Source organism: Pseudomonas fluorescens, assembly GCF_001307155.1.
Classification (GTDB): Bacteria; Pseudomonadota; Gammaproteobacteria; order Pseudomonadales; family Pseudomonadaceae; genus Aquipseudomonas; species Aquipseudomonas helvetica.
Window position 1 is genome coordinate 6,122,350 of sequence record NZ_CP012830.1, and the last position, 19,049, is coordinate 6,141,398.

Annotated in this window: 18 protein-coding genes; 6 read left to right on the forward strand and 12 right to left on the reverse strand. The window is 58.2% G+C overall.

Features of this window, described 5'->3' with window-relative positions:
- Positions 1 to 93 precede the first annotated feature (93 nt).
- Entirely contained in the window at positions 94 to 366 is a 273-nt protein-coding gene (locus AO353_RS28080; RefSeq protein WP_054598368.1) for a DUF2790 domain-containing protein, read from the forward strand.
- 44 nt (positions 367 to 410) lie between these two features.
- Here the strand turns inward: AO353_RS28080 and AO353_RS28085 are convergent, their stop codons facing one another.
- From AO353_RS28085 to AO353_RS28105, 5 genes are all read right to left on the reverse strand, one after another.
- Positions 411 to 1,367 (reverse strand): LysR family transcriptional regulator, encoded by a 957-nt coding sequence (locus AO353_RS28085; protein WP_054597911.1) that lies wholly within the window; start codon positions 1,365 to 1,367, stop codon positions 411 to 413.
- 111 nt (positions 1,368 to 1,478) lie between these two features.
- Positions 1,479 to 2,429, reverse strand: coding sequence for an aldo/keto reductase (locus AO353_RS28090; protein ID WP_054597912.1), 951 nt, complete (start codon positions 2,427 to 2,429; stop codon positions 1,479 to 1,481).
- A gap of 66 nt (positions 2,430 to 2,495) precedes the next feature.
- Entirely contained in the window at positions 2,496 to 3,986 is a 1,491-nt protein-coding gene (locus tag AO353_RS28095; RefSeq protein ID WP_054597913.1) for an efflux transporter outer membrane subunit, read from the reverse strand.
- Positions 3,987 to 4,005: 19 nt separating this feature from the next.
- Entirely contained in the window at positions 4,006 to 5,505 is a 1,500-nt protein-coding gene (locus tag AO353_RS28100; RefSeq protein WP_054597914.1) for a DHA2 family efflux MFS transporter permease subunit, read from the reverse strand.
- The gene (locus AO353_RS28105) at positions 5,502 to 6,641 is read right to left on the reverse strand and encodes an HlyD family secretion protein (protein WP_054597915.1); all 1,140 of its coding nucleotides are present in this window, start codon (positions 6,639 to 6,641) and stop codon (positions 5,502 to 5,504) included. The genes AO353_RS28100 and AO353_RS28105 overlap by 4 nt, the downstream gene beginning before the upstream one ends.
- A 258-nt stretch (positions 6,642 to 6,899) precedes the next feature.
- Here AO353_RS28105 and AO353_RS28110 point away from each other — a divergent pair, with 258 nt between their 5' ends.
- The 3 genes from AO353_RS28110 (at position 6,900) to AO353_RS28120 (ending at position 9,091) form a co-directional block, all read left to right on the forward strand.
- Complete coding sequence (locus AO353_RS28110; protein WP_054597916.1) at positions 6,900 to 7,523, forward strand: TetR/AcrR family transcriptional regulator; 624 nt, start codon at positions 6,900 to 6,902, stop codon at positions 7,521 to 7,523.
- A gap of 37 nt (positions 7,524 to 7,560) precedes the next feature.
- On the forward strand, positions 7,561 to 8,085 hold the full coding sequence (gene mug / locus AO353_RS28115; protein ID WP_054597917.1) for a G/U mismatch-specific DNA glycosylase: 525 nt from the start codon (positions 7,561 to 7,563) through the stop codon (positions 8,083 to 8,085).
- Positions 8,086 to 8,176: 91 nt separating this feature from the next.
- Entirely contained in the window at positions 8,177 to 9,091 is a 915-nt protein-coding gene (locus AO353_RS28120; RefSeq protein WP_054597918.1) for a LysR family transcriptional regulator, read from the forward strand.
- Positions 9,092 to 9,161: 70 nt separating this feature from the next.
- Here the strand turns inward: AO353_RS28120 and AO353_RS28125 are convergent, their stop codons facing one another.
- The 7 genes from AO353_RS28125 to AO353_RS28155 form a co-directional block, all read right to left on the reverse strand.
- The gene (locus tag AO353_RS28125) at positions 9,162 to 10,178 is read right to left on the reverse strand and encodes a succinylglutamate desuccinylase/aspartoacylase domain-containing protein (RefSeq protein ID WP_054597919.1); all 1,017 of its coding nucleotides are present in this window, start codon (positions 10,176 to 10,178) and stop codon (positions 9,162 to 9,164) included.
- Between the two features lie 15 nt (positions 10,179 to 10,193).
- A complete protein-coding gene (locus AO353_RS28130; protein WP_054597920.1) occupies positions 10,194 to 11,207 on the reverse strand; it encodes a DMT family transporter in 1,014 nt (337 codons plus the stop codon).
- Positions 11,207 to 11,905, reverse strand: coding sequence for an ABC transporter permease (locus tag AO353_RS28135; RefSeq protein WP_054598369.1), 699 nt, complete (start codon positions 11,903 to 11,905; stop codon positions 11,207 to 11,209). The genes AO353_RS28130 and AO353_RS28135 overlap by 1 nt, the downstream gene beginning before the upstream one ends.
- A gap of 5 nt (positions 11,906 to 11,910) precedes the next feature.
- On the reverse strand, positions 11,911 to 12,624 hold the full coding sequence (locus tag AO353_RS28140; RefSeq protein ID WP_054597921.1) for an ABC transporter permease: 714 nt from the start codon (positions 12,622 to 12,624) through the stop codon (positions 11,911 to 11,913).
- Between the two features lie 147 nt (positions 12,625 to 12,771).
- The gene (locus AO353_RS28145; protein WP_054597922.1) at positions 12,772 to 13,554 is read right to left on the reverse strand and encodes a transporter substrate-binding domain-containing protein; all 783 of its coding nucleotides are present in this window, start codon (positions 13,552 to 13,554) and stop codon (positions 12,772 to 12,774) included.
- 26 nt (positions 13,555 to 13,580) lie between these two features.
- Complete coding sequence (locus AO353_RS31940; protein WP_054597923.1) at positions 13,581 to 15,584, reverse strand: aminotransferase class I/II-fold pyridoxal phosphate-dependent enzyme; 2,004 nt, start codon at positions 15,582 to 15,584, stop codon at positions 13,581 to 13,583.
- 312 nt (positions 15,585 to 15,896) lie between these two features.
- Entirely contained in the window at positions 15,897 to 16,811 is a 915-nt protein-coding gene (locus AO353_RS28155) for a LysR family transcriptional regulator (RefSeq protein WP_054597924.1), read from the reverse strand.
- Positions 16,812 to 17,048: 237 nt separating this feature from the next.
- Between AO353_RS28155 and AO353_RS28160 the strand changes: the two genes are divergently transcribed.
- Together AO353_RS28160 and AO353_RS28165 are read left to right on the forward strand one after the other, a co-directional pair.
- Positions 17,049 to 18,224, forward strand: a complete 1,176-nt coding sequence (locus AO353_RS28160) for a M20 aminoacylase family protein (RefSeq protein ID WP_054597925.1) — start codon at positions 17,049 to 17,051, stop codon at positions 18,222 to 18,224.
- 45 nt (positions 18,225 to 18,269) lie between these two features.
- On the forward strand, positions 18,270 to 19,049 hold the full coding sequence (locus AO353_RS28165) for an ABC transporter substrate-binding protein (protein ID WP_054597926.1): 780 nt from the start codon (positions 18,270 to 18,272) through the stop codon (positions 19,047 to 19,049).

Below are 19,049 nucleotides of genomic sequence, written 5' to 3' on the forward strand. Positions count from 1 at the left end.
CCGGTGAGCACATTGAATAAACATCAACTAACTCACGAGGTAAAAACGATGCAGGTCAACCCCTTGAGCGATACGGTGAATATGATGAACATGATGAATATGTCAAAAGTTGCGATCTTCCTTGCGCTTGGCAGTTTAGGTGCACAAGCATTTGCAGACGAGAGCCATTCAACAGTGGCCACCCGTCAGACACCGGTAGAAAGTTACACTTACGCAACCAAGCTCGACATTAAAAAAGTCATTGCAATGACAGACGTTGCGGACCAGTGCGGACCGGTTCCTGTTCAAATGACCTATGAAGACTCTCACGGTCAACAGCACGTCCTTCAGTATCAAGTCATGGGAACAGGCTGTTCAAACGGTTGAGCACTGTGCGGACGATGGAGGGTCGACACTCCATACCTGCCGCGCTAGCGAGCTCGAAAGCTGTTGTCTTTTCTGGCTGAGCGAACGATTTCTTCATCGGATGCCAGCAAGCCCGGAATGTAATCCTTAAGAAACTCCACCCATGTCTTTATTTTTGCATCCACGAACTTTCGTGATGGATAAATGGCAAACAAGTTGAACTCTTCAAAATGATACTCCGGCAGTACCCGCACTAACGTGCCGGCCCTGAGTCCGTCGACTGCAGAGGCAATCGGCTGAATACCAATCCCCATCCCATTCATTATGGCAACAGTCATGGCGTCAGCCGTGTTGACGTGAAACGGCGACAATGGAACGTTAACGGTCTCCACGCCTTCGGGCCCCTCAAATACCCAGTTTTCAACCGGCATTACCGTATTCACAATTCTCAAACAATCATGTTCGCCAAGTGATTTCGTGGAATCGGGAATCCCGCGTTTCTTCAGGTACGCGGGCGAGGCACAGAGAATGCTGTAAGTGATGCCGAGCCGCTGAGCGACAAACCCTGAATCGGGTAGATCCCGCGCTAAAACAATCGAGATGTCATAGCCCTCCTCCAGCAAGTCAGGTAGCCGATTGGTCAGTGTCAAATCAAACATTACCAAGGGATAAATCTCTCTATACCTGGCAATGGCTTTGATCACGTAATGATTACCGACGGCTCCCATCGCATGAATCTTGAGCCTGCCAACGGGCATGACCTGCGCGGTACCCGCTTCCGCTTCAGCCTCACGTACCTCCTCAAGAATTTTCTCGCAGCGCTGCAAATAGCGCACACCTGCCTCAGTCAACGCCAGGCGTCGGGTCGTGCGGTTAATCAGCCGTGTTTGAAGCCTGGCCTCCAGACTGGAGACCGCTTTGGAAACGTTGGTTGTGGTGGTGTCCAACAGCTCAGCCGCCGCCGTAAAGCTGCCGCTCTGAGCGACAGCCACGAAAAAACGCATGGTCTGGAAAACGTCCATCGTCACCACCTCCACAGATAAGTAAAAAAATCAGCATGCTCTCCAAGCATGTCTCGCATGAAGAACTATTCAAAAGAGGCGGCCTCGCAGAAGACCGCCCCTTGTCGCACGTTACTTCTTGCCCGGAATAAATCCGGGCACACCGGTTTCCACCACCGAGTTGAATCGTACCCGGGTCGTAATATCGTCCTTGATTTCAAGCATGGCCCTGTGAGGCAGGGTAGAAATCGCAAAGTTTTCCTGGATATGGCTCAACGTTGCAGACGTGGTCAGGAACGCCACGCCACGTTGTACAGACCAGGCCAATGCAACTTGAGCCGGGGTCTGTTGCAAGCGCCGGGCGACGCCTGTGATCACCGCATCTTCCAGTACATTCGGCTGCATGCCATGCCCCAGTGGTGCAAACGCAAGGACGATAATTCCATGCTGCCGACAAAACTCGAGCAGTTCCCATTCAGGCAGATAAGGATGCGATTCAACCTGCACGACGGCAGGTTTTATCCGGGCCACGGCCACAATCTCTTGTAATGCCTGCAGTGTGATGTCGGATAACCCGATGGACTTGCACCGCCCCTCATCCACCAGACGCTCAAGTGCTCGCCAAGTCTCGATTAATGTCACGCCGGAGTCGTAAATGATTCTCCCCTGCTCGTCTCTTGGTTCCTGGTCTTCGCCCGGTTGAAAGGCAAAGGGCGTGTGGATGAGGTAGCAATCGATGTAATCCACTTGAAGTCGTCGGCAGCTGGCTTCAAAAGCCGGCAGAACCCGCTCGGGGCGATGGTTGGTGTTCCAGAGCTTTGTGGTAATAAACAAGTCTTCGCGCCGGACCTTACCAGTCTCCAGGAATTCCTTTATGGCCACTCCGACCTTGTCTTCGTTTCGATAGCGCTCTGCACAATCGAAATGGCGAAAGCCTGTTTCCAGCGCGTGCTTGATGGCTTGTGTTGTCACGCTCAGATCCCGGAACAGCGTGCCAAATCCAACGGCTGGCATCGCACCCGAGCCGTGGACAAGAGGGAATTTTGTATCGCGAAGTTCATCGTGAAACGCTTCGTATGACATGTCTTTACTCCGATGTCTGGGGCCACAGCCGCAATGGCGATAGTGGTCTCTGGTAAAACGCAGCCGCTATTGATAAACAGTTTTCGGCTCTTCGCGGCTGGCAACGCGTTGCTCGGACACACCCACCGAATTACCGCCGAGCGCCACATACAACCGCACCGTGTCGAGATACTGCGCCGTCTTCACTCTGATTCGACCGAGTAACGCCTGCTCATAGGCACGCTCCGCCTCCAGCACCTGGAGAATGCTGTTCTCGCCTTGCGCGTAGGCTTGCTGGTTCAACCGAAAACTCGTTTCGGCCGCGCGTAATGCGTCCTCCTGCGCCAGGTTTTCTTCCGAGTCATGGTTGATTGCCTGCAGCGTGTCTGCGACCTGGCCAAAGGATTGAATAACCGTTTGCTGGTAGCCGGCGAGTGTCGCCTTGTAGCCGTCGACAGCTGCCTGACGTTCAGCCTTGAGCGTGCCTCCATCGAAGATCGGCCCCGCCAGCCCCGCAGCAAGACTCCAGAGTGCAGCGCCGCCATTGCCTGCAGCCGCCTGGGCAAGAGACGCGGACAGCGTTACATGGGGATAGAGATTGGCTGTCGCGACCTCGACGGCGGCGCTGGCCATGTGCAATTCAGCTTCTGCTTGCAGTACATCCGGCCGGTCGTGGGCCATTTCCGAGGGCAAGCTGACTGGCACGCTTGACGGCAAGGCAAACTCGGAGAGATTGAAGTCCGGGGCGACCCAGTCTCCCGGGCCTTTTCCCGTCAGGACCGACAAAGCATGTCGGGCCGAATCACGCTGTTGAGCGAGGGGCGGCAACAGCGTGCGGTCCTGAGCGAGCCGCGTCTCGGCCAGCGAAACGTCGATCTGCGTGGTGGTGCCATTGGTGTGCGCCATGCGCACGAGCTCGAGGTTCTTCGCGTCATTGGCGAGCAGTTTCTCAACGGCTTCCATCTGTGCGTTTGCCGAAGCAACCAACAACGCCTGGCTCGCAACATCGCCGGTCAGGGTCAGGTACGCCGCTTCGTAGCGATGTTTCTGCAGACTCGTAAACGCTTCCTTCTGCTCGACCAGCCGCTTGGTACCGCCAAAAGCGTCAAGGTCGAAGCCAACCCGTGGCCCAATCGAGTAGAAATTAGAGACGGTTGGCTCGGGCCCGTTGTGGGTCCGTTGGCGGCCAGCCTGGGCGCCAAAATCGACCTGCGGATACAGTGCACCCTCAGCCGCGGCAACAGAGGATGCCGCTTGGCGGATCGTTGCATCTGCCGCCACGAGCTCAAGATTGCCGTCGATTACCCGACGTACAACCTTGTCGAGCTTGGGCGAATGGAAGGCAGACCACCAGTCACCGCTGACCTTCTTGCCAAGCTCAATGTGCTGTTCAGCAACCTTGTTGCCGCCCTCGCCGAGACGCTGCTCGGCCTGTTGATCATAGTGCTGCGACAGGGTCTGCGCGGGCTCTTTATAGTCAGGGCCGACGGTACAGGCGGACAGGAACATCAACGCCGACACCGCACCGACCGTTGTTTGGAACTGCTGTCTGTTGAGTACGAACGTATTGGATTTCATTGGGCAGACTCCACGAAAACTAGTTGGTCGGAACGGGTTTGCGAAGAAAGACAACCAGTGGGCTCACCACCAGCATCGCCAGCATCAAAATCTTGAACTGGCCGATAACCGCGATAAAAGCCGCCTGGCCGGTGATCATTTCGTTAAGCCCCCCGAGTGCTTGCAAGGACGCCGACGCCGTCATCGAATGTGCAGCGGCGCGATAAGGCGTCAGATGGCTTGCCAGCGCCACGTGCATCGTTTGCGTGTTGTTGAAGAAGAACACTTGCACGATGGCAACGCCGAGGGTGCTGCCGTAGACACGGGCCAGATTGAAAAAACCGGTACCTTCCGGACGGAACCTGGGATCGAGCGTGCTGAAAGCCACCTTACTGATCGCCGGCATCAAGATGCCGAGGCCGATACCCTGGAGTGCACCGGCCACCGCCACGGGCCACCAGTCCATCAACGGCGAATAGCCGAGCATCAGCCAGTTGGCATACGCCACCAGCGCCACACCCGCGGCAACAAAGAGTCGCGAGTCGATACGTGCAGGAACCCGGCCCATCAGCAGAAATGCACCGACAAGCCCTACCCCTCGCGGTATCGTCAGGTAGCCGGTCGTGTCAGGTGGGTATCCGAGAATTTCATCCAGCATCGGCGATGTCAGGGCCATCGTTGGCAACAGCACAAAACCCAGTGCGAAAAAGATGATCGTCGACAGCACGAAATTGCGGTCTTTGAACAAATTCTTGTTGAGGAAATGCACCTTTGCGGTCAGCACATGAACAACGAACAGGTAGAGCCCCAGTGCACCTGCCAGCGCCTCCAGCCAGATCTCGGGCGAAGCAAACCAGTCCAGACGCTCTCCGCGGTCGAGCAGCATTTGCAACCCGATCATTCCCAGCGTGAAGGTGCCGACGCCGAAGAAGTCGAAAGGCAGACTTTTCTCGGCCTTTTTCTCGGCCAGCAACAACGTCACCACCACGAAGATAAACGCCGTTAGCGGAAGGCTGATGGAGAACATCGAGCGCCAGTCGTAATGCTCGCAGACCCAACCACCGATACTCGGGCCGCTGACGATGCCCAAGAGCACAATGGCCGTGAACATCGAGCCGAATTTCGCGCGCCGCGCAGGTGGCAGTGTCTCCATTGCAATGGCCATCGAAAGCGGTGCCAGCAAGCCACTCGCGGCGCCTTGAATGATGCGCGCACCGACGAACTCCAGCGGAGTCGTTGCCTGCATGGCGAGCAACAAGCCAAGGACGAACAAGGCTATCGCGGCTTGATACACAACTTTCAGGCCGTAGCGTCCGGCGAGCCACTGCGCAATCGGCAGCGTTATGGCGCTCGCCGCGAGGTATGAAGTGAATACCCAGCCAGCCTCGTCATCGGTCATCGATATGGCGCCCTGAATAAACCTCAGTGCCGCATTCGGCAGAGGCAGGTTCGCCGACTGCATATAGGTCGCGAGCAATGCCGCGAACCTGAGCGTGCGCGAGCCCTCTCCCGCCGGGTTTCCAGCAAGACTGGCGTTCATCGGTCGGTACCTGCGGTTAACAGAGCCTTGAGTGGGTGCCACCAAGGCGTGCGATACCCGGTGTCGACTTTGACCGTGGCGCTGGTACCCGAGAAAAGCGGCAGAGCAGGATCCACTTCATCGAGTTCGAGTCGAACCGGTACCCGCTGGACAACCTTGACCCAGTTGCCGGTCGCATTTTCCGGTGGCAGCAGTGCGAAGTCCGACCCGGCACCCGGACTCATACTGGTCACGTGGGCTTTGAATACATGATCAGGGTACGTATCGACACTGATGGTTGCTTCCTGGCCCCGACGCATATGGGTCACTTCCGTTTCGCGAAAGTTGGCCTCAACCCAGATCTGGCGATCGGACAGCAAAGCAAAGGCCGGCGCACCGCTGTTGACGTAGTTGCCCACCTGCAAATCGTCGACCTTGGCCACGATGCCATCCTGCGGCGCATACACCGTCGCGTACGAGAGATAAAGCTGCGCTTCGTCGAGCTGAGCCTTGGCCTCGCGCACCATCGGGTGTTTATCGGCTTCGATGTCCGGATTGCCGTTCAAGGCAACGACCGTGCTGGCGATCTGCTGTTCGATCGACGCTATTCGTTGCCGGGCAACTTTAAGGTCGGTGTCTGCACGCTCGTAAATGGCGCGCGAGACGAACTCGGTGGCGACCAGGGCTTTCTTGCGGGCAAATTCCCGCTGGTCGAAATCCGCCGACTCTTTGGCCGATTGCAGTTCCGCCTGCTGCTGGCGGTAGCTTGCCTTGAGTCCATCGATGCGAAGCCGCGCGACGCTCAGCTGCGCTTCTGCACGGTTAATCGCGATCTGGAACGGCTCCGGGTTGATCCGAAACAGCACCTGGCCCTTGCGAACAGGCTGATTGTCCTCGACCGCGATTTCGACAACTTGTCCGGAAACGCGAGCGTTGATCGACGCCTTCGCTACTCGGGCATAGGCGTTATCGGTCGAAACGTAGGGCTCGCCCGTCACATAGTGTGAGTACCCAACCGCTGCGACGAGAGCAGGAACACCCACCATAAGGAGTGGTCGCAACTTCTCTTTAAACGGTTTCTTGATGGGCCTGTCGGCCTGGTTCGGCCCTGGGTGCTCGAAGGTTTGCGAAGCTGGAATGTCGAACTGTCTGGTCATGATCGAATACACCTTTAACCGGGAAATCGGGCTAACACGGGCAACGATCGCCTGCGACCCTGATGTCAATAATTGCTGTGAGGAATCAATCTCGTGTGCGTCAGGAGGATCGCTCTGCCGCACCTGTTTCATCGCCGCAATACCCAGTTCGAGCTCCGCTGCAACAAACCTGAAATTCAGGAACTTCTGGTTCCTTAATTTTGTGCGATGGTGTAAGAATATGCCGTGACTCACCTTCATTCAAGGAATTTGTACAACATGGCACAAAATAAAACTGCAGAGGGCAAAGGCCGTGGCCGCCCTCGCGCGTATGACCCGCAGACAGCGCTGCAGCAGGCGCTTGGGGTGTTCTGGAGCACCGGATATTCCGGCGCCTCTCTGGATAGCATTGCGACGGCGGCCGGCATGAATCGCCCAAGCCTCTATGCGGCATTCGGCGACAAGCACGCGCTCTACATCAAAGCGCTTGAGCAGTATTGGGAATTTGCCGCGGCGGCCATGCATGAGGCGCTGACAGACAACACGCTGACGCTGGAGCAGGCGTTGATGCGTTTCTATGAGGGGCAGTTGTCGATCTACTTCTCGGGCGAAGGCCAACCGCGTGGCTGCTTTGCGATTGGTACGGCGACTACCGAGGCCGTCGAGGATGCTGAAATACGCGACGTGCTTTCGGATCGACTGAGCAGGCTCGATACCGAACTCGAAACGCGTCTACGGGCAGCGATCGATTCCGGCGAGTTGAAAAGCGATGCCGACCCTGCAGCCCTTGCCGTACTCGCGTCATCCCTGCTGCACAGCATTTCGATACGTGCTCGGGCGGGCAAATCCCGCGAAGAATTAACGGAACTTGCACGCAATGCGGTCAGCGTGATCTGCGGCTAATTGACCTCGGCAGCTGTCGGGTTTGTGAGGTTTTATCGTGGGTGAAAGACTCGAAGATATTCTTGCCGAGCAGCTTGCAGTGATTTTCTGTGGCATCAATCCGGGCATGACGGCCGCCGCCCAGGGGCATCATTTTGCGGGTCGCGGCAATCGTTTCTGGCGCACACTCCATCTCGCCGGTTTTACGCCGGAGGAAGTACGCCCGGAACACGATCGAACGATCTTGCAATACCAGTGTGGATTAACCGCCGTGGTCGAACGGCCAACGGCTCGGGCGGATCAGCTGTCTGCACATGAGTTCATCGCTGCCGCTGCCGATTTTGAACAAAAGATCGCACGCTATGCACCACGTTTTGTGGCGTTTCTCGGCAAAGCCGCGTACGGCGCATTATCCGGTCAACGAGAAATTGCATGGGGGCTTCAGTCAAAAACCTTTGGTAATGCCTCGGTCTGGGTCCTGCCCAACCCCAGTGGACGAAATCGCGCGTTCACGCAGGATCAACTGGTCGGTGCTTACCGCCAACTCTGCCTGGCAGCAGGTTCGGATCGGTTTTCCGGTTGATCCGAGGTCACTTTACTTTTCCGTCATACAGGGGATAGATAGCGTGTTACGCCGCCTACTTGATACCTGATGTAATCAATCGAGAGATACGATGCCCCGGCATTTTGACGATGTGCAACTCGGCAGCATTGAGCTGTTCTGTTTAGCCGTTGAGTTTGAGAGTTTCACTGCCGCCGCACAGGCCGCCGGTGTGACGCCTGCCGCCGTGAGCCGCTCGGTGTCACGCCTGGAGGAGCGTCTGGCGGTGCGCTTGTTTGTACGCACCACCCGGCAGATACGCCTGACCGAGGCAGGTCGGGTCTATTACGAGCAATGCCGGCAAGCGTTGACTCAACTGGTTGACGCGGAACGTAAAGTGACGGGCCAGCAGCAGGCGCCCTCAGGGGAATTGCGAATCAGCGCACCGACACCCTATGCGCATTTTCGACTCTTACCACGCCTTGCCGAGTTTCGTCGACGCTATCCACTGGTCAAGGTAGTCGTGCACGTCAGTAACCGGAACATCGATTTCGCTGAAGAGGGTTACGATCTGGCTATCCGCGGTCGAGCGCCTGATGACTCGGCGCTGATTGCGCGCACACTCGAGAATGCGGAGCTGGTGGTCGTAGCCTCTCCTGAATACCTTCGGCAGCATGGCGTTCCGCAGGCACTGTCGGACCTGGAGTCACACGATTGCATTCAATTCGAACTGCCCAGCAGCGGAAGGAATGTGCCGTGGACCTTCATCGTCGATCAGCGGTCGGTGAGCGTGAACACCTCTGGAAATACCACCTGCCTTGAAGATTATCTGGCAACGATCACGATGGCCAGACACGGCGCCGGGATCGTGCAGGCGTACCGGTTTACCGTTCAGGCGCAAATCGAAAGCGGTGAACTAGTCGAGGTACTCGGGGAGTTTGGTGGCGCTACCCGCCCCTTCATGTTGCTGTATCCCCATGCCCGCTATCTACCGATGAAAGTCAGAGCGCTGATTGATTTCTTGACGGCCCCAGAGTCAGTTCATTGATTGCCAGGTCAGGTGCTCTTTCTCTGGGGGCTGAACACAAACCGATTTGGAAGGCTGCCGCTTCCCCCTTCTAGTTCGGGTCCAACAATCCTCCACTCCAGTTACACGACACCCGGGTTCCGGTGAATTTCGCCACCACCATGCCCTGTTGCACAAGGCGATCCCGATAACGTGTCACCATCCGGCCCGCTTGCTCGGCAAACAGCAACACTGCGGAAGATGGATCACCCGGACGCCCCAGAATCCGCGCAAACCGCTGCCCTTCTTCGACAAAATCGCCCAGCTCCTTTTCAAAGATCAGCACCCCGGGCTGCGGCGCGAGAATGGTCTCCATGTGACTCATCTCTATCGCCTCGACAGGCCAATCGCCTGGCGACAGCGGCTCATCGATCACCCCGCACGCGCAAAGCCAGGCGTATAGCCCCGCAGCATCCTGCTCGGCAAACCGGTCGCTGACATCGCCCTGCCCACGCAACTCCAGGGTCGCCGCCAGATGCTGATCGGTGACGCCATCGCGCAGCCAGGGCGCGATGATGGTTTCCTCGAAAGAGCCATCGCCACCGTCATCCCAGATGATCGCCACCTCCATCTTCATCGCCGCCGCAAGTTCACGGCCACGTGGCCAGAAACTGCGATGAACGTAGAGGTACGGTAGCGCCTCGTCATCGGTGTGCAGATCAAGCATTACATCCGCCGTAGCCGCCAGTTGTACCAGGCTTTTTTGCCAGGCCTGGACAGGAGTCGAAGGCCGAGCCATCGCTGTCGACTGGTCGAATGAACGGTTGAAGTTATGGCCCGTGGCGTCGTGAAACCGACCGAGTATTCGCCCATGGCGAAACTGTCCGATGCCCAGGGGATTGGCCTGGGGCACCACGGTCACACTACCCTTGAGCCGGCCCTCGGCCTCGGCGATATGGAGTCGCTGCATCAACAGATGCAGGACCAGCATCCCAGCGATTTCATCGGCGTGCACCCCCGCCTGCAAGTGCACCTTCGGTCCGCCGCCATTGCCCTCGAATCGCCACACACCGACCCGCACCGCGTCGCCATTATTGTTCCGAACCGCGAACGAAATGTCCTGCGCCATATGCTTGTCCTCTCGTCATGACTGTTGACCCCGATGCTCGACGGACTCTGGATCGAGGGATGCCTGAGCCCCGAAACCTTCAGCTCCGCCAACGAGCTCGCTGTCGGTTGTTGCGGGATAAAGGGGTTGCGTCACGGAGCATTCGGCGCCGACGACGTCTTGTGCCGGGTGACGGCCAACGATCATCGCCAAGGTGCCGCTGACCGCGATCAGCCCGGCGCCGATCATCAGCGACTCATCCATCAGCGTGCCCCAGACCAGGTTCGATAGCAGGAACGCCCAGACCAACCCGGTGTACTCGAACGGCGCCAGCAAAATCGCCGTGGCCCGCTGGAAACTGGCGAACAGCAAGAACTGCCCGATACCGCCCACCAACCCGGCACCCAGCATCCCCAGCCAGGCCGAAGTCGGCGACGGAGTGTGGGTCCAAGGCAACGCCAGCATCATGCAAATGACAAACACCCCATTGGTGATCAGCATCTGTTCCAGCACTGACGTCTGGTCATCCACCTGCCGCAACTGGATGTAGGTGAAAGCCCAGCACATCGCTGCCAACAGCGTCAGCACGATCGGCAAGGGCTCGGTCATATTGCTGGGGCGACAGGCAATCATCACGCCGACAAAGCCGATGACCAGGGTGAACCACTGCCAGCCGCTGGCACGTTCCTTGAGGATGACGACCGCCAGCACCGTGACCATGATCGGTGCCGAAAAATACAGCGTGGTCATCTCCGCCAGAGTCAGGTCCCGGGCTGCCGTGTAATACAGCAGCCAGGCAACGAGCGACAGCAACCCGCGCACCACCAGCAAGCGCCGGCTCGGTGAACGCCAGGCCCGTTGAACCAGCCGCAGGCGTCCGGCCAATAGGCAGACGACCACCACCACGAGGCTGCGCCAGAACAGGATGCTGACCACCGAGTAGTCGGCCACCAACCATTTGATGCTCGCATCCTGCAACGCCAGGAATGCGTAACCCAAGGTGCACAGGCCGATGCCCTGCAACGACCGGTCAACCCGTGGCGCGCTCATTACACCGCCCTGCGCAGCGGCGTCCCGCGCCGTTCGGCAAAGGCGAACAGCGCCTCGATCAGGAACGTCAGGCAGACATACACCCCGGCCACCAGCAGCAACGGTTGATAGACTTGCAGGGTCTGGGCACGGACCACGTTGGCGGCGCCCAGCAGATCAATCACCGCGATGGTCGAGGCCAGCGCCGTGGACTTCAGCAACATCACGGTCTCCCCGGCCAATGTCGGCAACAGCAACCGCATGGCCCGTGGCAAGCGCACCCGCAGCAAGGACTGGCGCGGGGTCATGCCAAACGCCGAGGCGGCTTCCATTTCACCTTTTGGCACCGCCAGCAGGCCGCCGCGAATCACTTCGCCCACATAGGCCCCCACCGACAGCACCAGAGCGAACACGATGTACCAGTAGCCGTCACGCAGATAAGGCCAGAGAAAACTGCCACGAATCAGCGGAAACTGCGCAAACAGACTGCCAAGCCCGTAATAGAAGATGTAGATCTGGATCAGTAACGGTGTCCCGCGAAACACGCTGGTGTAGAACAGGCTGGCCTTGGCGATGACGTTATTCTTCGAGATCCGGGCCAGCGCCACCAGCACCGCCAGCACAAAACCGAACGCACTGGCAAACAACAGCAGGGTGATGCTCGTTTGCAGCCCTCGGCCCAACAGCGCCGCGTACTCAACTATCCACGCTGGAATCATTTCATTCACTCAGCCAAAGGCATCCAGCGACGAGTACGTCGCTCAAGCCGTCCCGACAGGTAGTTGGACACCAACGTCACCACGTAATACATCGCCGCGGCCGTGAGGTAGAACAACAGGTAGTGACGCGTCGAACCCGCCCCTTGCTTGGCGGTGTACAACAGCTCGTTGGTGCCGACCACGCTGATCAATGCACTGTCCTTGATCAGGTTGATCCACAGGTTAGCCATCCCGGCCATCGCATAGGGCGCCATGATCGGCAGGGTTACGCGCCGGAACAGTCCAAACCCGCTCTGGCCGAACGCCCTCGCCGCCTCGATCTGACCAAAGGGAATCGCCTGGATCGCTGCCCGAAAAATCTCCGAGGCATAGGCGCCTTGCACCAGGCCCAGCACCAGGATTGCCGCCAGAGGACCGCTGACATCCATCGCGCCGTAACCCATCCGGGCCATCAGCGAATTGAGGAGCATGGAACCGACGTAGTACAGCAACAGGATCAGCAACAACTCCGGAACTGCCCGGAACAATGTGGTGTAGCCACGCATCAGTGCCGCAATCGGTTTGGGCGCATTCAACTTGAGACAGGCCACCACCAGGCCAATGAACAGCCCGACCACAAAGGCCCCGGCCGATATTTGCAGGGTCATCCAGAGCCCCTTCAACAGCGCACTGCCCCATCCTTGTTCGCTGAAATCGATCAACTCGAACATTGCTGGCATTTCAACTCTCCGGTCGGTGGCCGTGAAAACACCACCTCATCCTTAGTGGGAGCGTGGCTTGCCCGCGAAGCTTTTGGCGGCCTCAAGGGCCTCATCGCGGGCAAGCCCGGCTCCCACAGGGATCTGCGTTTCACATAGGATTTGCGCTTAGAACGCGGGCTTCACGCTGGTCCCGAAGTAGCTTTGGGAGAGGTCGTCATAGTCCTTGCTCGCCAGCAGGGTCTTGATCGCCTTGTCGAGATTGGCCTTGAGCTCGGTGTCATCCTTGCGCAGACCGGCGCCCACGCCTTGGCCGAAGATCGGGTCATAAGGCACCGTGCCCAGGTAGGCCAGGTCCTTGGCATCCGGCGTCTTGACGAATGCCGCCATGGCCGTGCCGTCCGCCATCATCAGGTCGACGCGACCGGCAATCAGGTCGGCGTTGGCCGAGTCCTGAGTGTCGTAATACTTCACGTCGGCAATTTTCTCGTAGTAAGCCTTCAGGTAGCTGGCGCTCACTGTCGAGTTCTGCACCGCGATGATCTTGCCCTTGAGGTCATCCGGGTACTTGTTCACCGCCGCGCCCTTGGGCCCGACAAGCGCAATCGCCGAATCGTAGTAGGCCTTGCTGAACGCGATCTGTTTTTCGCGCTCTTCGGTCACCGACATGGAAGAGAAAATTACGTCGATCTTCTTCGCCAGCAGCGACGGGATGATCCCGTCCCACGCCACTTCCTTGATCTCGCACTCGGCTTTCATTTCGCTGCACAGCTTGTGGATCAGGTCGACTTCAAAGCCTTTCCATTCACCATTGGCCTGCTTCTCGGTGTACGGCGGATACGGTTCGGCGGCGACCGCGAACCTGATCGGCTGGGCCTGTGCCGCGCTCATGCCGGCCAGCATTACGCAGGCCACGCCGGTCAACCAGTTTGCCAAACGTCGATTTCCCATGATTGTTCCCCGTTTTTTTTATGTTATTAGCGAGTCTGATGAGCGTTGACGAACTGCCGGCAACGCTCGCTGCGTGGGTGTACGAACACTTCGTCCGGCGAACCGGCTTCCTCGATCAACCCTTGATGCAAGTAGGCGACTTTGGAAGAAACATCGCGTGCGAAGGCCATCTCATGGGTTACCAGGATCATGGTCCGGCCTTCTTCGGCGAGAGAGCGGATCACCCGCAGCACTTCGCCGACCAGTTCCGGGTCGAGTGCCGAGGTGGGTTCATCGAACAGCATGACCTTGGGCCGCATGGCCAGGGCCCGGGCGATGGCCACCCGTTGTTGCTGTCCCCCGGAGAGAAACGCCGGGTACTCGTTGCGCTTGGCCGCAAGCCCGACGCGTTCAAGCAAGGCTTCGGCCCGTTCAGTGGCCTCCGCACGGCTTTCACGCAGGACCTGAGTCGGCGCTTCGATGAGGTTTTCCAGCACCGTGCGATGGGGCCAGAGGTTGAAGTTCTGGAACACCATGCCCAGGCTCGAACGGATCCGTACCAGCTGTTTGGCGTCGGACACCAGTGGCGCGCCGGGACGGTCGAAGTTCAGCTGAATGCTTTCGCCGTCCACCAGAATGCGACCCTGGTCCGGCACTTCGAGCATGTTGATGCAGCGCAACAAGGTACTTTTACCCGAGCCGCTGGCGCCGATCAGCGAGATCACATCGCCTTCGCGGGCCGTCAGGGAGACGCCTTTGAGGACTTCGATATTGCCGAAGCGTTTGTGCAGGCCATCAACCTCGATCATGGTCTTGGCCGCGACCGGCTCAATGGTCGCTTGGCTGGTCACACGAGTGATCGCCGGTCGCGGCGCTTCGCCTTTCAACACCTGGATAAAATCGCGAATACGCTGGCAGGCCTGGGCCAGTCGTTCTTCACCGAGCGTGAACGAGAGCCGCACAAAGCCTTGTGCCGGTTCGCCGAAAGCCGCCGCATCGAGAACCGATACCCGCGCCTCGCGCAACAAACGCCAGGCGAACTCCAGAGAACTCAGGCCAGTGCCCCGCACGTCCACCAGAACGAACATGCCGGCATCGGGCGTGAGCACTGAAATACCCGGGCAATCGGACAAGCCTTTCACCACCAGATCACGACGACGGCGATAGATTTCGCGCATGCCGTGGGTCACCTCCTCATGGGCCTGCACAGCCTTGAGCGCGGCCTCCATGACAAACCCCGGCAAGCCGTAGAGCATGCTCAGCATCAGGGTTTCGGCATGCGCCACCAGGGTTTCATCGGCGACGATCCAGCCGATCCGCCAGCCGGTCATGGCATGGGATTTCGACAGGCTGCCGATGACCACGCAACGCTCGGCCATGCCCGGCAAAGCCGCTAGACTGAGATGTTCGCGTTCGAACGCCAGGCTCTCATAGACCTCATCCACCACGACCCACAGGTCATGGGTGATGGCGAGGTCGGCGATGGCTTGCAGCTCTTCGCGATTGAGCACCACGCCGGTGGGGTTGTTCGGATTGGAGAGGAAAATCGCCCGAGTGCGCGGGGTGATGGCCTTGGCCAGCACCGCGGCATCGAGCCGGAAACCCGAATCCGCCGCGCAAGGCACCCGCACCAGCGTCGCGCCGGAGGCCTTGAGCGTCGCCTCGTAAGTCACGTACATCGGGTCCAGGGCAAGCACTTCGTCGCCGGCAGTCAGCAGGCACAGCGAGGTGATGAACAGTGCGTTCTGCGCTCCCGCCACGTTGATGACGTTTGACGCTTGCAGCTCACGGCCAAACAGTTGGCTGTACCGCGCGGCGATGGCTTCGCGCAAGGCCAGGCGACCGGCAATTTCGGTGTAGTGAGTGTCGCCTTCACGCAGCGCATCAACCGCGGCATCGGTGATGAAGTCTGGCGTGGGGAAATCCGGGTCCCCGACGCTGAGGATGATGACATCCTCACCACGACGCTGGGCGTCAAACGCCGCATTGTGAATATCCCAGGCAGCAACGCCCTGGCCTGAGATCCGCTCAACAAAGGGTGAAAACCGCATGCCAGTGCCTCGTTCGGGAAGAAGAAACGCAAGCCCGCAACCAGCCGGGGAAGAAGGTGGAACGAACATAGTCCAAGCTGAACAGTCGTTCAACAGAAAAGTCACGAGGGTTCGCGTTCAGCGTCAACAGGTCGTTTTTACGACAGTCGAGGCACTTTCCAGTACTCGAATGACAGGCAAAAGTGAGGTTGCGGTGACGCTAATGACGGCAGGCAACCCGAGTGGATTGCGCGAAATGGACGTTGCAGGTTCCGCTGCCGCGCCAGCGGTCATTGCGATGTGACGATGAAACCAGGGTTTCGAAAACAGTGATCAGACCAGCAGATCGACGGTCTGCAACATGCGCCGATAAGGCGAGTCCGGATGCCCCATCTCGAAGTGAATGGTTTCGATCAGACACTCCAGAAACCGCTCGGCCGCCGGCCGCAGGGGCTGTCCGCTTCGGCTGATGGCTCCCACCGAGGCGCTGCTGACCGGTTCGCGCAACGGCAAGGCGCACAAACCTTCTCGCTGAGCGCAAATCTCCACCAGTGGCCAAGGAAAGATGCTCAACATGTCGGTTTCACGCAGCAGACTCAAGATGATCGATAGCGAATGGGCGTAATGCACATGCCCTTGCGTCGTAATCGTCCCGTCTTGCTGCGACGCCAGAATCCAGTCGGCCAACGCCAGTTCCTCTAAGGCTCGACAGTTCGACAAGGGATGTTGCTGACGGGCCACCACCGCGCAGTCAGCGGTGAACAGCGGGAGATAGGTCAGGTCGGCGCTGGAACACCGGGTATCAAGCCGTCCGATAAAAAGATCGACGCTCGCATCCCGCACCCGAGGACAGGCGACGGACGAAAGGCCTTCATGCAGTTCAAGTTGCACGTTTGGAAACAGTTGGCGAAAACGCACGACTGCCTTGGGCATGAGCGTCATCGCTAACCACGGTGTGACGGCTACCGACAAACGTCCAACCAGTTCCCCGTTGCAATCAGCCAACACTTGACGGGCATTGACCATCTGCGCCACCAGCAAGCGTGACTGAATCAACAGCTTCTTGCCGAGTTCGGTAAACACAATCCCGGTGGTATTGCGGATCAGCAATTGCGTAGCGGTGTCTGTCTCCAGCTTCTGTATTGCCTTGGTGACTGCGGCCGGCGAGGTGTCGAGCCTTTTTGCAGCACCGCGAATGCTGCCTGCATCGGCCACTGCCACCAGTGCGTTGAGTTGATAGAACTTCATAGTGTCCACCGGTGTTAACCCAGGGTTGCCTTGTTCACTTTCGATTGCCTACTGGCCTTGGCTTTGGCCCTCTAAGCTCAGACCAACGCCACCTGGGCTTCTGGCATCACCAGAGGACCGTATCAGAAAAAGCCCAGGCATTTTGATGAAACGCATGATGTCGTGAGCCATAGCGTTGGATGTGGCCCTGGCGACAGATTTGTTTCTCCTCCTGGTCACAAAGGAAAGACGCTGCCAATGACTCAGTTCATGCCGCTATTAAAAGAGATCGAGCACGAAATGCGCGAACTCCGCCACCATCTCCATGCCAACCCTGAACTCGGTTATCAGGAGGTCGAGACCAGTGAGCTGGTCGCCGAGCGATTGACCCGATGGGGATATGCAGTGACGCGTGGCTACGCCGAAACCGCGGTTATCGCCACGCTGAAAAAAGGTACCAGCCCTCGTGTGCTTGGCATCAGGGCTGACATGGACGCACTGCCTATTCTAGAGAAAACCGGCCTCCCCTATGCGAGCCGGATACCCGGCAAAATGCATGCGTGTGGCCATGACGGGCATACCGTGATGCTCCTCGCCGCTGCATACGCCCTTGCCCATGGTCATCCGTTCGATGGCACCGTACACCTGATTTTCCAGCCAGCCGAAGAAGGCCTGGCCGGCGCCCGAAGAATGATTCAGGAAGGCGTGCTACAAAAATTCCCCTGCGATGCGGTATTCGCTGCACACAACATGCCTGGCTATCCCGTCGGAAAACTCGGGTTCCGAGCCGGGCCCTTCATGGCCTCCGCCGACCAGGTCAATGTCACGATTCACGGAAAAGGCGGTCACGGCGCAATGCCGCATTTGAGCGTCGACCCTGTGGTGGTCTGCGCAAGCATCATCATGGCCTTGCAGACAATCGTCTCGCGCAACGTTTCACCTCAGGACATGAGCGTTATCACCGTCGGGGCGATTAACGCCGGCAAGGCGTCCAATGTGATCCCGGACAGCGCGCACATGCTGATGTCGGTCCGCTCGCTGAACAATGCGGTCCGAGACCGTCTGGAGAGCCAGATAAAACGCCTCATCCACGCCCAGGCGGAAGCGTTCGGCGCGACAGCCGAGATTCACTACAGTGCCGACTACCCGTTGCTGGTGAATGACGAAGAAATGACCCGCTTCGCCAGCCAGGTGGCCATCGACTGGCTCGGTGAGGACGAAGTAATGAGAGACATCGTGCCCTTCAATGGCAGCGAGGATTTCGCCTATTTCCTGCAGCAATGCCCAGGCTGTTACCTGATCATCGGCAATGGCGACGGTGAAAAGAGCTGCATGGCTCACGACCCACGCTACGACTTCAATGACGACATCCTGATCCGTGGCGCTGGCTATTGGGTCAAGTTGACCGAGGCTTTTTTACCGCTTAACGCTTGAGCAAAGACCTGCAAACCGTGAAAACCAATAAAAAACGAGGTCATCATGCAGCTACGCACACTTCAATACACCGTCATGCTGTTCGGGCTGATCATCACCCCGCTATCGCAGGCGCAACAAGTGATCAAGTTCGGCGTTGACCCCAGCTATCCTCCGTTCGAGCAAAAGCAGCCGGACGGTTCATTAAGTGGTTTTGATATCGATCTGGGCAACGCCCTGTGTGCCGAATTAAGCGTCAAATGCATCTGGGTCGAGCAGAACTTCGATGGCATGGTCCCGGCGTTGAAAGCGAAGAAATTCGACGCGATCCTGTCGGCATTCAGCGCCACCGAGGCGCGTCGCCAGCAGGTCGATTTCAGCCATAAGATCTACACCGCGCCGTCTTCTCTCGTCGCCAGGAAAAACGCCGGATTGCTGCCGACGGCAGCGTCATTGAAAGGGAAATCCGTAGGCGTTGTTCAAGGCTCACTGCAAGAAAGCTTTGCCAAGTCGGAATGGGGCAGCCAAGGCGTCGAGATCCTTTCCTACCAAACCCAGGACCAGGTGTTTTCAGACCTCATCAACGGGCGCCTGGAGGCTGCGTTCCAGGCCTCGGTGCAGGCAGATATCGGGTTATTGCAAAAGCCTCAAGGTCAAGGATTTGCCTTCGCGGGTGACCCCATCACCGACAAACGCATCATTGGCGATGGCGTCGCAATCGGTGTCAGAAAAAACGAGCCTGATCTGCGAGAGCAGCTGAATACCGCCATTGCCGGCATTCGCCAATCAGGCCAATACGACCGAATTGCAAAGCAGTATTTCAACTTTGATATTTATGGCGAGTGA